The sequence below is a fragment of the Micromonospora sp. MH33 genome (assembly GCF_003013775.1).
GTDB classification, from domain to species: domain Bacteria; phylum Actinomycetota; class Actinomycetes; order Mycobacteriales; family Micromonosporaceae; genus Micromonospora; species Micromonospora fulviviridis.
On the sequence record NZ_MUYZ01000225.1, the window covers coordinates 1 to 11759 of the forward strand.

General features: G+C 75.0%; 13 protein-coding genes. 5 read left to right on the forward strand and 8 right to left on the reverse strand.

Features of this window, described 5'->3' with window-relative positions; translation table 11 throughout:
• The 4 genes from B0E53_RS26465 to B0E53_RS26480 form a co-directional block, all read right to left on the reverse strand.
• A partial coding sequence (locus B0E53_RS26465) for a MerR family transcriptional regulator (protein WP_146167772.1) occupies positions 1-184 on the reverse strand: 184 nt, incomplete at its 3' end.
• The gene (gene idi, locus B0E53_RS26470) at positions 174-779 is read right to left on the reverse strand and encodes an isopentenyl-diphosphate Delta-isomerase (protein WP_107078516.1); all 606 of its coding nucleotides are present in this window, start codon (positions 777-779) and stop codon (positions 174-176) included. The genes B0E53_RS26465 and idi, both read right to left, overlap by 11 nt.
• Positions 780-825: 46 nt before the next feature.
• The gene (crtI, locus tag B0E53_RS26475; RefSeq protein WP_107078517.1) at positions 826-2307 is read right to left on the reverse strand and encodes a phytoene desaturase family protein; all 1482 of its coding nucleotides are present in this window, start codon (positions 2305-2307) and stop codon (positions 826-828) included.
• A 31-nt stretch (positions 2308-2338) separates the two neighbouring features.
• Complete coding sequence (locus B0E53_RS26480; RefSeq protein ID WP_107078518.1) at positions 2339-3496, reverse strand: polyprenyl synthetase family protein; 1158 nt, start codon at positions 3494-3496, stop codon at positions 2339-2341.
• A gap of 64 nt (positions 3497-3560) precedes the next feature.
• On the opposite strand from B0E53_RS26480, the gene B0E53_RS26485 reads away from it, so the two are divergent.
• Positions 3561-4487, forward strand: a complete 927-nt coding sequence (locus B0E53_RS26485; protein ID WP_107078519.1) for a phytoene/squalene synthase family protein — start codon at positions 3561-3563, stop codon at positions 4485-4487.
• 13 nt (positions 4488-4500) lie between these two features.
• On the opposite strand, the gene B0E53_RS26490 is transcribed toward B0E53_RS26485, so the two are convergent.
• Positions 4501-5601, reverse strand: a complete 1101-nt coding sequence (locus tag B0E53_RS26490; protein ID WP_107078520.1) for a serine hydrolase domain-containing protein — start codon at positions 5599-5601, stop codon at positions 4501-4503.
• Between the two features lie 92 nt (positions 5602-5693).
• Between B0E53_RS26490 and B0E53_RS26495 the strand changes: the two genes are divergently transcribed.
• Complete coding sequence (locus tag B0E53_RS26495) at positions 5694-7178, forward strand: NAD(P)/FAD-dependent oxidoreductase (protein WP_107078521.1); 1485 nt, start codon at positions 5694-5696, stop codon at positions 7176-7178.
• Between the two features lie 25 nt (positions 7179-7203).
• Here the strand turns inward: B0E53_RS26495 and B0E53_RS26500 are convergent, their stop codons facing one another.
• Both B0E53_RS26500 and B0E53_RS26505 read right to left on the reverse strand, forming a co-directional pair.
• The gene (locus B0E53_RS26500; protein WP_107078522.1) at positions 7204-7968 is read right to left on the reverse strand and encodes a crotonase/enoyl-CoA hydratase family protein; all 765 of its coding nucleotides are present in this window, start codon (positions 7966-7968) and stop codon (positions 7204-7206) included.
• Positions 7969-8076: 108 nt separating this feature from the next.
• The gene (locus tag B0E53_RS26505; protein WP_107078523.1) at positions 8077-8916 is read right to left on the reverse strand and encodes an NAD(P)H-binding protein; all 840 of its coding nucleotides are present in this window, start codon (positions 8914-8916) and stop codon (positions 8077-8079) included.
• 93 nt (positions 8917-9009) lie between these two features.
• On the opposite strand from B0E53_RS26505, the gene soxR reads away from it, so the two are divergent.
• The 3 genes from soxR (at position 9010) to B0E53_RS26520 (ending at position 11036) form a co-directional block, all read left to right on the forward strand.
• Positions 9010-9390 carry a redox-sensitive transcriptional activator SoxR gene (soxR, locus tag B0E53_RS26510; protein WP_168215411.1) on the forward strand — a complete coding sequence of 127 codons (381 nt, stop codon included), beginning with the start codon at positions 9010-9012 and terminating at the stop codon, positions 9388-9390.
• A gap of 101 nt (positions 9391-9491) precedes the next feature.
• The gene (gene bluB, locus B0E53_RS26515) at positions 9492-10133 is read left to right on the forward strand and encodes a 5,6-dimethylbenzimidazole synthase (RefSeq protein ID WP_107078525.1); all 642 of its coding nucleotides are present in this window, start codon (positions 9492-9494) and stop codon (positions 10131-10133) included.
• Positions 10134-10184: 51 nt separating this feature from the next.
• Positions 10185-11036 (forward strand): Rieske 2Fe-2S domain-containing protein, encoded by an 852-nt coding sequence (locus tag B0E53_RS26520; RefSeq protein ID WP_107078526.1) that lies wholly within the window; start codon positions 10185-10187, stop codon positions 11034-11036.
• Between the two features lie 64 nt (positions 11037-11100).
• On the opposite strand, the gene B0E53_RS26525 is transcribed toward B0E53_RS26520, so the two are convergent.
• The coding region (locus B0E53_RS26525) for a LysM domain-containing protein (protein ID WP_146167774.1) at positions 11101-11759 on the reverse strand (659 nt) is incomplete at its 5' end.

Genomic DNA, 11759 nt, shown 5'->3' on the forward strand with positions numbered 1-11759 from the left:
CCTCCGCGGTGAGCCGCCGCATGATCTCCAGGCGCGCGAGGTCGGCCGGCGTGTAGCGCCGGTGGTGCCCCGGCACGTGCTCACCGGGACCGAGGCCGTAGCGCTGGTGCCAGGTGCGCAGCGTGGTGACCGCCACCCCCAGCCGGCGCGCGACGGCCCCCGCGCTCAGCGCCTCATCCGCCACCCGACCGCTCCGGTACCTCGTCGGCCGGCGCGCCCGCCCGGGCCGCGTCGCCGGCGGGACGGGCCGGCCGCAGCAGCCGGTTCACCACCCCGCCGAGCCAGGGCGCGTACGCGCGGGGGTCGGCGTCCAGCTCGTGTTCCAGTTCGCGCGGGTCGACCCAGCGCAGGGTGGCGACCTCGTCCGGATCGGGCCGGATGGGCAGGTCGGCCGGCACGTCGGCGCGCAGCACGTGGTCGTACTCGAATTCGACCCGACCGGTGGCCGGGTCCTCGGCGTAGTAGACGTAGACCCCGACCTCGGTGAGGTCGACCGGCTCGACGCCGAGCTCCTCGGCGAGCCGGCGGTTGGCGGCCTCGACCAGCGACTGGCCGGGCAGCGGGTGGCCACAGCATGCGTTGGCCCAGCGCAGCGGGAAGCGGGTCTTGACGGCGGCCCGCTGCTGGAGCAGGGTCCGCCCCTCCGGGTCCACCAGCAGCACCGAGAAAGCCCGGTGCAGCCGTCCGGGCGGCTGGTGCGCGGCGGCCACCGTGGTCTCGCCGAGCACGTGCCCGCCGTCGTCGACCAGCTCGACCAGGTGCTTCTCTCGGGCTGTCACCGTGCCAACCTCTCGTTCGCGATTGCGGGGCTCCGCTCCGCCGCGCTCACCGGACACCGCCGGTGATCCGCGAGGCGGCGAGCTTGCCGCTGATCAGGACCATCGGCACGCCCACCCCGGGTTGGGTGCCGGAGCCGACGAAGACCAGGTTGCCGAGCGTCCGGTGCAGGTTCGAGGGGCGGAACGGGCCGGTCTGGAAGAGGCTGTGCGCGGCGGCGAAGGGGGTGCCGGCGGCCATGCCCTGAGCCGCCCAGTCGGCCGGCGTCACCGCGCGCAGCACCTCGATGCCGTCGCCGAAACCGACGTAGCCCCGCTCCTCTAGGGTCGCCACGAGCTGGTCGGTGTAGCGGCGGGTCAGGTTACCCGGCCAGTCGAAGGGCGCCCGGTGGAGGTTGGGCACCGGGGCGAGCACGTAGTAGGTGTGCCGCCCGGCCGGGGCCACCGACGGGTCGGTCCGGCTCGGGTTCGTCACCAGCAGCGACGGGTCGGTCATCAGCTCGCCGCGCCGGATCACCTCGTCGAACGTGCCCCTCCAGGACCGCCCGAAGTGGATGTTGTGATGGGCGATCCTGCCGTAGCCCTGCGTCGAACCGACGTGCAGCACCACGCAGGAGGGCGAGTAGGTGAGCTTGCGCTGCCGGCTCTCCGACAGCAGGTCCCGGTAGGCGACCGGCAGGTCGGGGTTGAGCACCACGACGTCCGCCGGGACGAACTCGCCGTCGGCGGTGACCACGCCGGTGGCCCGGCCGTGCGCGGTCTCCACCCGGGTCACCGTGGTGCCGTACCGGATCTGCACGCCGTGCTTCTCCGCCGCGCCGGCCATCCCGCGGGAGACCGCGTGGATGCCGCCGCGCGGGAAGCGCACCCCGGCAACCGAGTCGAGGTACGCGATGACCGCGTAGATGGCCAGCGCGTCGTGCGGGGCGAGGCCGGCGTACATGGCCTGGAAGGAGAAGATCCGCTGGGTACGCGGATCCCGGAAGAACTGGTTGATCTTCGTCTGGAGTCGCCGGAAGGCGCCGTTGGCGAGCAGCCTGAGCAGGTTGCCGGTGAGCAGGTCGGTCGGCGCGTCCAGGTTGCGCTCGATGAAGTCCGCCCGCTCCCAGCGCCACAGGTCGCGCGCGTAGTCGACGAAGCGCAGGTAGCCGTCCGCCTCGCGGGGCCCGCAGACCCGGGCGATCTCGGCGGCCATCCGGGTGGTGTCGGTGATGACGTCGAGCGTCGACCCGTCCGGGTAGTACGCCCGGTAGGCCGGGTCGAGCGGGGTCAGGTCCAGCCAGTCGCTCAGCTCCTCGCCCACCGCGCCGAGCGCCTCGGCGATCAGGTCGGGCATGGTGAGCACGGTCGGTCCGGTGTCGAACTCGTATCCGTCGACGCCGAGCCGGCCGGCGCGCCCGCCCGGCACCGGCTCGCGTTCCAGCACGGTCACCTGCCGGCCGCTGCCGGCCAGGTGCAGCGCGCAGGCCAGCCCGCCCAGCCCGGCGCCGACGACCACCACCCGGTCGGTACGCCCGCTCACGGTGCGCATCCCAGCCCCCTTGCGTTCGCGAAGTTGCCCATCATGCCCGCCGTGTGGTGGCGGCGGTGGCGAGGCCCGTCAGCGCGGTCCGCGCGGTGCCGTCGATCGGCGCGGTGTCGAGCGCCGCCTGCGCCTCGGTCACCCGGTCGGCGATCATCCGCTCGACCCGGGCCACCGCCCCGGTCTCCCGGACCAGGTCCGCCAGGCGCGCGACCTCGCGCGCCCCGGTGACCGTGCCGGCCCGTTCCAGGGCGCGGCGCTGGGCCGGGTCGGCCAACTGCCGGGCCAGGGTCAGCAGCACGGTGGGCTTGCCGGTTCGCAGGTCGTCACCGGCCGGCTTGCCGGTGGTGGCCGGGTCGCCGTAGACCCCCAGCAGGTCGTCCCGGAGCTGGAACGCCTCGCCGACGGCCAGCCCGTAGCGGGTGTACGCGGCGATCAGCGGGGTGTCCGCCTCGGCCCCGGCCAGGGCGGCGCCGAAGAGCAGTGGTCGCTGGACGGTGTAGCCGGCCGTCTTGTAGCGGGCCACCCGCAGCGCCCGGTCCACCGACCAGTGCGCAGCGTCGTGCTCGCCGAGCACGTCGAGGAACTGCCCGGCGACGGTCTCCACCCGCATCTGGTCGTAGCAGCGGCGCACGTCGAGCATCCGGGCCGGCGACACGGTCGCGTGCGCCATCAGCCGGTCGGCCCAGACCAGGCAGAGGTCGCCGATGAGCACGGCGACCGCCTCGCCGTACCGTTCGGGGTCGCCGGTGTGCCCGGCCGCCCGGTGCCGGGCGGCGGCGGCCCGGTGCGCGGTCGGCCGGCCGCGCCGGGTGTCGGAGGCGTCCATCACGTCGTCGTGCACCAGCGCGAAGGTGTGCAGCAGTTCCAGCGCGGCGAGCGCCGGCAGCACCGAGGGCAGTGGCGCGTCACCGCCGGCCAGCCCGCGCCAGCCCCAGTACGCGAAGGTCGGCCGGACCCGCTTGCCGCCGGCCAGCACGCAGTCGCGAGCGGTAGCGGCGAACCCACCCATCGCCGCGTCGATCTCGGCGAGCGAGTCGACCTCGGTGGCCAGGAACGCCGCCAGAGTCTCGTCCACCCCGTTCACCAGGTCGTTCGTGAACGCGGCCAGTACGCCGCGGACCGGATCGTCCGACGTTCCGGGCTGAGTCGGCGCGACCACCCGGAGCGAACTGCCCGCAACTGCGTCGTTGGCCATGCGGGCGAGCGTACCCTAGAGTTACGGGTTGCGTCGATTGCTGCGTCGGATTCGAGGAGGGCCGGTGGACACCGATCTCACCGCTGCCTATGAGCGTTGCCGCGAGCTGCACCGGCGTCACGGCCGTACCTACTATCTCGCCACCCGGTTGCTCCCCGCCTGGAAACGACGGCACGTGCACGCCCTGTACGGCTTCACCCGCTACGCCGACGAGATCGTCGACCGCACCGAGGAACTGCCGCCGGCCGAGCGCGCCGCCCGGCTGGAGGAGTGGGCGGCCCGCTTCGTCGCCGGCCTGCACGGCGAGCCGGTCGACGACCCGCTGCTCCCCGCCGTGCTGCACACCATCGCCGTCTTCGACCTGGACCGCGGCGACTTCGCGTCGTTCCTGCGCAGCATGGCCATGGACCTGACCGTCAGGTCGTACCCGACGTACGGCGACCTGCTCGACTACATGGAGGGCTCGGCCGCGGTCATCGGCACCATGATGCTGCCGATCCTGGGCAGCTCCGATCCCGCCGCCGCCCGGGAGCCCGCCCGCCAGCTCGGCTTCGCCTTCCAGCTCACCAACTTCATCCGGGACGTGGTCGAGGACCTGGACCGGGGGCGGACCTACCTGCCGGACGAGGACCTCGCCAGGTTCGACGTCACCCGGGAGGACCTGCTCGCCGCCCGGGCCGCCGGCCGCAGCACGCCACGGCTGCGCGAGCTGATCGAGTACGAGGTGACCCGCGCCCAGGCCCACTACGAAGCCGCCGCGCCCGGCATCCCGCTGCTCGCCCCCGCCTCGCAGGCCTGCATGCGCACCGCGTACGCGCTCTACGGCGGGATCCTCGACGAGGTGGCCGCCCAGGACTTCGACGTGTTCACCCGCCGGGCCCTCGTACCCCGGCGGCGGCGGATGGCGGTGGCCGCGCGGGCGCTTCTCACCCCCGCCGGCGCGCCGGTGCGGATCCCCGGCCCCGCCCTCCGGCCGGCCCTGGTCGCGTGATCCCCGCTTCCCGTCAGAGGCAGGAGTGCAGCGCCTCGACCAGCTCCTCCACCCGGTCGTGGTCGGCCAGCCGGGCGGTCGCGTACGCGAAGGTGTAGCCGCGCTCCGGATCGGCCCAGGCGCTGCTGCCGCCGATCCCGCCCATGCCCCAGCTCCCGTCCGGCTCCCACTGCATGCCCAACGTCCAGGACGCCCGCCGGTCCAGCACCAGGTCCGGCCCGTCGTACTGCACCCGGGTCGCCTCGGCGACCAGGTCGGGGCCGCACAGCCGTACCCCGTCGAGGGTGCCGCCGGCGAGCAGGCCCGCGTAGAGCCGGGCCAGGGCGGACGCGGTGGCGTGCAGGTTCACCGCCGGGAACTCGGCGGCCCGCCAGAGTCGGCTGTTCACCACCGCGAGGTCCAGCCCACCGGCCGGGTTTCCCAACGCCCGGGCGCGCAGCGACCCCGGCTCGCCCAGCATCCGGACCGGCCAGTCCGGATCGGCGTACGACAGGTCGGCGCAGCGCCGCTGGTCGGCCGCGCCCAGCCCGAAGGCCAGGTCGAGGCGCCACGGTCCGGCGATCTCCTCGGCCAGGAACCGCCCCACCGGCCGCCCGTCCACCCGGCGGACCAGCTCGCCGACCAGGTGCCCGTACGTCCAGGCGTGCTCGCCCGCGACGCTGCCCGGCGTCCACTCGGGTTCGGCGGCGGCCAGGTCGGCGCAGAGCAACCCCCAGTCGGGGATCGCCGCGGCGGGCCGGGGCACCGGGAACGCGGGCAGCCCGGCGGTGTGGTCGAGCACCTGCCGTACGGTGGCCGGGGCCCGGAACTCCGGCCAGTACGCCGACACGGGCGCGTCGAGGTCGACCCGGCCGCGGTCGACCAGCAGCAGGAGGCAGAGCGCGACCACCGGCTTGCCCACCGAGTAGACGTCGACCAGCGTGTCCGGCCGCCACGGCGTCTCCGCCCCGAGAGCCGGGACGGCCGCACCGGGTGGGACGGCGGCGCGGGTGCCGCCGACCAGGTCGACCACGGGCGTGCCGTCGTGCCAGACGGCCAGCGCCGCCCCGGTCTCCCGGCCGGTGGCGAAGAGGTCGTGGAAGCAGTCCCGGACCGGGGCGAGGCGTGCCTGCATCCGGCCACGGTAGGCGGTCGGGCTGGTTGCCGGCGCGGGAATTTCGGCCCGCCGCGGTGGCCGGCGGCCCGGCGGTGCGGAATGCTGGTGGGATGGCGGAGCCGGAACTGGTGGACGTGGTCGTGGTCGGGCTCGGGGTCGGCGGCGAGGAGGTGGCCGGGCGGCTCGCCGAGGCCGGCCTCACCGTGGTCGGGATCGAGCGGGACCTGGTCGGCGGGGAGTGCCCCTACTGGGGCTGCATCCCGAGCAAGATGATGATCCGGGCGGCGAACGCGCTGGCCGAGGCGCGCCGGGTCAACGAGCTGGCCGGCAGGGCCGAGGTGCGGCCCGACTGGGCGCCGGTCGCCCGGCGGATCCGCGAGGAGGCTACCGACACCTGGGACGACAAGGTCGCCGTGGAGCGGTTCACGGGAAAGGGCGGCCGGTTCGTCCGGGGCAGCGGTCGGCTCGACGGCCCGAACCGGGTGCGCGTCGGCGACCAGGTGTTCGAGGCCCGCTACGGGGTCGTCCTCGGCACCGGCACCCGCCCCTCGGTCCCGCCGATCGACGGGCTGGCCGACACCCCGTACTGGACCAACCACCAGGCCATCGAGGTCGAGGAGCTGCCGGAGTCGCTGCTGGTGCTGGGGGGCGGCGCCATCGGGCTGGAACTGGCCCAGGTCTTCGCCCGGTTCGGTGTCCGGGTGACCGTGGTCGAGGCGGCCGACCGGGTGCTCGCCCTCGAGGAGCCGGAGGCGTCGAAGGTCGCCGCCGGGGCGCTGCGGGCCGACGGGGTCGAGATCCACACCGGGGTCCGGGCCGGGCGGGTCAGCCACGACGGCAGCGCCTTCACCGTCCACGCCGACGGCGCCGCGTTCAGCGGCGAGAAGCTGCTCGTGGTGACCGGCCGCAAGGCCCACCTGGAGGAGCTGGGCCTGGACTCGGTCGGCATCGACTGCACGCAGCGCTACCTGCCGGTCAACGAGCGGATGCACGCCGCCGAGGGGATCTGGGCGGTCGGCGACCTCACCGGCGAGGGCGCGTTCACGCACATCGCCATGTACCAGGCGGGCATCGTCGTCGCCGACGTGCTCGACCACATGCGGCGTGCCAGGGGCGGGCCGGACGCCAGCGGCACCGCGAGCGTGGTCGGCGGCGCGGCCGGCGTGGTCAGCGCGGTCGGCGGGGCGATGAGCGCGGGCGGGTCGGCCGCCGCGCCGGGCAGCGTCCCGGTCGCCGACTACCGGGCGCTGCCCCGGGTCACCTTCACCGATCCCGAGGTGGGCGCGGTCGGCCTCACCGAGCAGCAGGCGCGCGAGCGGGGCATCAACGTCCAGACCGGGTACGCCGACCTGACCGCGTCGACCCGCGGCTGGATCCACAAGGCCGGCAACGCGGGCTTCATCAAACTGGTCGCCGACGCCGACCAGGGCGTGCTGATCGGCGCCACCTCGGTCGGCCCGGCCGGCGGCGAGGTGCTCTCCGCGCTGGTCGTGGCGGTGCACGCGGCCGTCCCGGTCAGCCAGCTCCGGCACATGATCTACGCGTACCCGACCTTCCACCGCGCCATCGAGGACGCCCTGCGCAACCTGAAGTAGCGACTCTGGTAGCCCTATCCAGGCCCTAGCGGTCGACCCGTCCGTGCCGGCCGGCACCGGCGGTGAACCGGTTCGCGCCGTGCATCCCGTCGGTGACCAGGGACTCCATCCCGAAGGCCAGCTCGGTCGCCATCGCCTCCGGCTCGGGCAGGCCGCCGTTGGCGAGCACCGCCGCCCGGTCGTTGCGGAGGCAGGTCTGCGGGTGCCGGGCAATCTCGGCGGCCAGCCGCTCGGCCTCCGCCCGGGCCGTCCCCGGCGCGACCAGCCGGTTCACCAGACCCATCGCGTACGCCTCGTCGGCGGGGACCGGGCGGCCGGTGAGGATCAGGTCCATGGCCCGGCTCTCGCCGATGAGCCGGGGCAGCCGCACCGTCCCGCCGTCGATCAGCGGCACGCCCCAGCGCCGGCAGAACACCCCCAGCGTCGCGTCCGACTCGGCGACCCGCAGGTCGCACCAGAGCGCCAACTCCAGGCCGCCGGCCACCGCGTACCCGGAGATCGCGGCGAGCACCGGCTTGGACAGGCGCATCCGGGTCGGGCCCATGGGGCCGTCACCCTCGGGCTCGACACGGTTGCCGCGCGGCGTGCCGATGGCCTTGAGGTCGGCGCCGGCGCAGAACGTGCCGCCCGCGCCCCAGAGCACGGCGACGGCCGCGTCCGGGTCGGCCTCGAAGCCGCGGAAGGCGTCGGCCAGGGCCCGGGCGGTCGGGCCGTCGACGGCGTTGCGGGCCTCCGGCCGGTCCAGGATCACCGTGGTCACCGGCCCGGCGTGCTCGACGCGTACCCCCATCGGGTCAGCATGCCCTCGACGGCGCCCGCCGCGCCAGCTTCCGCTGTTCGGCGCGGCGGGCCAGGGCGGCGCCGCGGGCCACGCACGCCGCGGTGGCGGCGGGCGGACTCAGGCGAAGTCGGCCGCGTGGTCGGCGGCCCAGTCGGCGAACGTACGCGCCGGGCGGCCCAGTACCGCCGCCACGTCACCGGTCACCTGCTCAGGAGTCTCCGCCATGGCCGCCCAGCCGGCCAGTGCCGCATCCGCGAACGCCGGGCTGCCCATGGCCACGGCCAGCATGGGGCGTACCGCCTCGGCGGGCACCTCCTGCCAGCGCAGGTCGCGGCCGACCGCCGCACCGATGAGGCGCACCTGCTCGGCCTGGGTGACCGTCTGCGGGCCGCTGAGCACGTAGGTCCGCCCGTCGTGCCGGTCGCTGGTCAGCGCGTCGACCGCGACCGCCGCGATGTCGTCCTCGTGGACCATCGAACGGGCCGCCGCGCCGTACGGCCAGCGCACCACGCCCTCGGCGCGGATCGCCGGGGCCCAGGCGAGCGTGTTCGTGGCGATTCCGGTGGGACGCAGCATCGTCCAGGGCAGGCCGGACGCGGTGATGGCGCGCTCCACCACGGCCCAGAACGAGTCCGGGTCGGCCTCGGCGGTGGCGGCCGACACGTACACCACCCGGGGCGATCCGGCGCCGGCGAGCACGGCGGCGACAGGCGGAGCGAGCTGTGCCGCCGCAGCCGGTTCGACGAACGGCCAGATCAGGAACACGGCCTCGACGCCCGCCAGGTGCGGGCGCAGGGTCTCCGGATCGGCCAGGTCAGCGGCCACCACCTCCACCCCCGCCGGCAGCTGCGCGCGGCTCGGGTCGCGGGTCACGGCCCGTACGCCGTGGCCCGCGGCAACGAGCCGCTCCACCACACGCCGCCCCACGTTGCCGGTCGCGCCGGTCACCAGGATCATCGTCGCCTCCAGGGAATTCTCGTGAACTCGATGGAGCCGAACGTAGAACCTCAACATTTGTTGAGGTCAACCGCCGACCGGCATACTCGGGGCGTGAAGCAGGACACGTCCTTCGACTGGCACGAGCCGGGCCTGACCATCGGCCAGGTGGCGCGGCGCAGCGGCGTCTCCGCGTCGGCGATCCGGTTCTACGAGGCGCAGGGCCTGATCAGCAGCGACCGCACGGCCGGCAACCAGCGCCGCTACCACGGCGACGTGATGTGCCGCCTGGCGATGATCGAGGCGTGCCAGCGGGTCGGCCTCACCCTGGCCGAGGTCGGCCGGGCACTCGCGGCGCTGCCACCGGGGCAGGCACCCACCACTCAGGACTGGGACGCGCTCGCCGAGCGGCTGCGCACCGAGGCCCAGTCCCGCATCGACCAGCTCAGCCAGGTGCTGCGCGAGCTGGCCCCGCCCGCCTCACCGGCACGCTGACGGCTCGCCCCCCGGTAGCATCGGCGGCGGCAACGATCATGTGAGGTGCCCCGCCGAGTCGCCCACCGCGAGCGTGGGCCGAGTGCAGCGGGAGCCTGCCTGTGGACCTGTACGACGTCATCCACCGCCGCCGCGACGTGCGCGCCGAGTTCACCGGGGAGCCGGTGCCGGACGACGTCCTGGACCGGATCCTCACCGCCGCGCACGCCGCGCCGAGCGTCGGCAACTCGCAGCCGTGGGACTTCGTGCTGGTCCGCGACCCGCAGACCCGGCGCCGGTTTTACGCGCACGTCCAGGTCGAGCGGGACACCTTCGCCGCCACGCTCGAGGGCGCCGCGGCCGAGCGGTTCGCCCGCATCAAGATCGACGGAGTGCTGGAGTCGACGCTGTCGGTCGTGGTCACGTACGACCCGCAGCGGGGTGGGCCCGCGGTGCTCGGCCGGCACGCCATCGCCGACGCCGGCCTCTACTCGGTCTGCCTGGCCATCCAGAACCTCTGGCTGGCCGCCACCGCCGAGGGGCTGGGCGTCGGCTGGGTCTCCTTCTACCGGGAGCCGTTCCTGGCCGACCTGCTCGGCATCCCGCCCGGCATCCGCCCGGTGGCCTGGCTCTGCGTGGGCCCGGTGAGCCACCTCCAGACCGTCCCCGATCTGGTCCGGCACGGTTGGCGTACGCCCCGGCCGCTGGCCGCCGCCGTGCACGCCGACCGCTGGCGGGCGGGCGAGAACCACCCGATGGGGTGATCCATGGTCGCCGCCCGGTTTGGGACCCCTCCTGCCGGGAAGTCGGACCACGTGCGCGAACTATTGACGAAGATCGAGCAGAACACCCGACTCGACCGGGTCGGTGACCGGTTGCAGCGCGCCGTCCAGGGCACCCTGCGCGCCCAGCGGGTCCGGGACCTGCTGCACGGCGTCTGGCTGGGGCACCCGCTGCACCCGGCCATGGTGCAGGTGCCGGTCGGCGCCTGGATCTCGGCCGCCGTCGTGGACCTGATGCCCGGCCAGCGCCGGGCGGCGACCGCGCTGGTCGGGGTCGGTACGGCCAGCGCGCTGCCGGCCGCGGTGGCCGGGCTCAACGACTGGGCCGCCCTCTCCCGCGACCAGCGCCGGATCGGCCTCGTGCACGCCGCCGCGAACACCATCGGCGTGACCCTCTACGCCGGCTCGCTGGCGGCCCGGCTGAACGGGCGGCACAACCTGGGCCGGGCGCTGGCCTACCTGGGGTTGTCGGCGGCGAGCGCCGGGGCGTACCTCGGTGGGCACCTCGCGTACAAGCAGGGCGCGCAGGTCAGCCAGAGCATCTCCGAGCTGCACCTGGTCAGCGAGGGCTGGCACCCGCTCGGCGACATGTCGAGCCTGCCGCAGCGGCAGCTCCTCACCCGCGAGATCGACGACGTCTCGGTGATCCTCTACCGGCACGGCGACGACGTCACGGTGATGCTGGAGCGCTGCCCGCACCAGAGCGGCCCGCTCGGTGAGGGCGAGGTGCAGGAGATCGACGGCCACGCCTGCGTGGTCTGCCCCTGGCACGGCAGCACCTTCCGCCTCAACGGCGGCGAGGTCGTCCACGGCCCCTCGGGCAACGACCAGGTCGTCCTTCCCACCCGCGTGGTCAACGGCCGCCTGGAGGCCCGCCTCCCCTGACCACCGGCGAAGTCCTGGACGGGAAGCGCCTCCGGGGGCCGTTCCCGTCCAGGGTCGTCCCAGGTCAGTCCCTGCGGTGGCGGCCCACCACGAGGTCGCGGACCGTCGTCCGGGGCACCGGGCGGCGGCGCAGGCCGAGGACCGCGCCGATCTGGGCGCCCACGATGCTCGCCACCGCCAGCACCGCCGAGATGGCCAGCGGGCGGTTGATCCGGTCCTCGACGGTGGCCCGGGACGCGCCCGCCGACATCGCCGGCTGCTGCCCGGGGGGCGCCTCCACAGTGGGCGTGGTGTCCTGTCCGGGCGGGTGCGGGGAGGGCCTGCCCTTCGGCGTCGTCGAGGACGCGCCACCACCGCCCGGCGTCGCGGCCGGTCCGGGAGCCGGGCGGGACGGGCTGGCCGGGGTGACCACGAGCCGGCCGGTGGCGTGCCGGCGGGCGCCCGCGTCCACCGCACCCTCGGGGAGCTTGAGCAGCTGCCCCGGCTGGATCCGGTCCGGGTCGGCGAGTCGGTTCAGCCGGGCCACCTCGCGGTAGCGGTCGAAGTCGTCCAGGTAGCGGTCGGCCACCTCGCCCAGGTAGTCGCCCTTCGCCACCCGGTACACGGCAGGGCTCGTGGTGACCGAGGCGGCCCGGACCGGCGGGGCGGCGAGTGCGGGACCGGCCTGCGGGGCGGCGCGTCCGGCCTGCGGGGCGACCACCGCCGGCGCGGCGGCGACCGTGT

What these genes read in the sequence shown, in the direction of transcription:
- crtI (WP_107078517.1), bottom strand. Translation starts at nt 2,307, where the DNA reads ATGCGCACCGTGAGCGGGCGTACCGACCGGGTGGTGGTCGTCGGCGCC.
- B0E53_RS26480 (WP_107078518.1), bottom strand. Translation starts at nt 3,496, where the DNA reads ATGGCCAACGACGCAGTTGCGGGCAGTTCGCTCCGGGTGGTCGCGCCG.
- B0E53_RS26490 (WP_107078520.1), bottom strand. Translation starts at nt 5,601, where the DNA reads ATGCAGGCACGCCTCGCCCCGGTCCGGGACTGCTTCCACGACCTCTTC.
- B0E53_RS26495 (WP_107078521.1), top strand. Translation starts at nt 5,694, where the DNA reads ATGGCGGAGCCGGAACTGGTGGACGTGGTCGTGGTCGGGCTCGGGGTC.
- B0E53_RS26500 (WP_107078522.1), bottom strand. Translation starts at nt 7,968, where the DNA reads ATGGGGGTACGCGTCGAGCACGCCGGGCCGGTGACCACGGTGATCCTG.
- B0E53_RS26505 (WP_107078523.1), bottom strand. Translation starts at nt 8,916, where the DNA reads ATGATCCTGGTGACCGGCGCGACCGGCAACGTGGGGCGGCGTGTGGTG.